1 protein-coding gene is annotated in these 1,625 nt (G+C 29.4%); it reads left to right on the forward strand.

All coding sequences use genetic code 11. The annotated features are described in order from the left end of the window. Positions 1-64: 64 nt before the first annotated feature. Complete coding sequence (locus ACW2QF_RS17405) at positions 65-1,462, forward strand: radical SAM protein (RefSeq protein ID WP_455717286.1); 1,398 nt, start codon at positions 65-67, stop codon at positions 1,460-1,462. Positions 1,463-1,625: the final 163 nt, after the last annotated feature.

The following is a 1,625-nucleotide window of genomic DNA, read 5'->3' on the forward strand; positions in this document are numbered from 1 at the left end:
ATGAAAGCAGCGAAATTCGAACCATTGGAGTGTTTAGAACAATAACTTTATTAGGGGGGAATAAGTGATAAAAGAATTTTCAAACGTACATATATTCGAATATAATGGTGTGTTTTTGGCAATTGACGTTGGAACTCTAAGTATATTTGAATTAAATGAAAACATGAAAGATTATTTACTTGGAAATAAAGTGGATAATCAGGAAAAAGAGATGATGGAAGAAGAGCTTACTGATTTGTTGAAAAAAGGGTATTTTCAAGATAGTGGAAAGCCTCAAAGTGTGGAGGGTATACTAAATTGTTATAATATTTCATTACAAAATACACTGGAATGTCCCTTAAACTGTAGCTATTGTTTTTCTAAAAAAATTAAATCAGATCCAAGGATAATGACGAAGCAAACGGCACATGATACATTACAGTTTATTTTTAATACATTTGATGAAAAGGCAGATTCTTTTGAAATCTATTTTACAAGTGGTGGAGAGCCATTAAGTAATTTTCCAATTATTAAGCAGGTATATGAAGAAGGTATTGAATTATCAATAAAATATAAAAAGAGATTTAAAACTGGTTTTACAACAAATAGTGTTTTAATGGATGATGAAAAACTAGAGTATTTAGAAGATGCTCAGATTGGTATGATGATGAGTGTTGATGGAACAGAGGAAGATCATAACAAAAATCGTATATTTTATAACGGAGAAGGTTCCTATAAAAATGTAATAGAAGTTTTAGAAAAGCTGAAAAATAGCGATAATGTTTGTTTGAATAATACACAGGCATTAACAGTATTGACACCTGATAAAGGAAGTTATATAGAAGTGTTAAAATATCTTGTTGACATTGGGTTCCGAAAAGTGAATATGAAATTAGCCAGAAATACTGAGAAAGAAAATCCACTTATGACAAAAGATATGTTGGATGATATCAAAAAAAAATATAGAGACTTAGTGGAATTTTTAACTGATGAGATATTACAAAATAGGTGGAAATATGTAATTCCAGTAATGGATCAGAATAATATGCTTGGACAAATTGTGATTAATATGGCATTGCGTAAAAAAGTGTTATATCGTTGTGATGCTGGAAAATCTAAATTTTCTATATTACCAAATGGTGATATTTATCCTTGTGATTTTATGTCAACTTTACCAGAGACAAAAATGGGAAATGTTTATTCGGGAATAGATTCTAATAAGCGAGAAAAGTGGAAGCAACTAACGTGTCTTGAATTGGAAGAGTGTAAGTATTGTTGGGCACGATATGTATGCGCTGGTACATGCTATTATAGTCGTTACATGAATGGAAATAAGCCAGATCTAATTGAATGTGAAATGATGAAATTTTTAATGGAGCGTGTAGCAGAAATGATTTATCGGATAAGATGTGATAATGTTGGTAAATTAAGACATCTGATAAAGCTAGTAAAAAACATTAAGGTAAATAGCCATGATGAATAAAAAATAAAAAGGATATGAGGGTATGATGAATAAAGAAACTATTTTAAAAGAAATTCAAGATATTTTGACGTAAATACTAAATGTAAAAATTGTCAGTGATATTACATATTAAACAAGTTTGTTAATAGATGTATTAGGGTTAGATTCTGTTATGCTATTAGAT

The sequence above is a fragment of the Anaerosporobacter sp. genome (assembly GCF_965301125.1).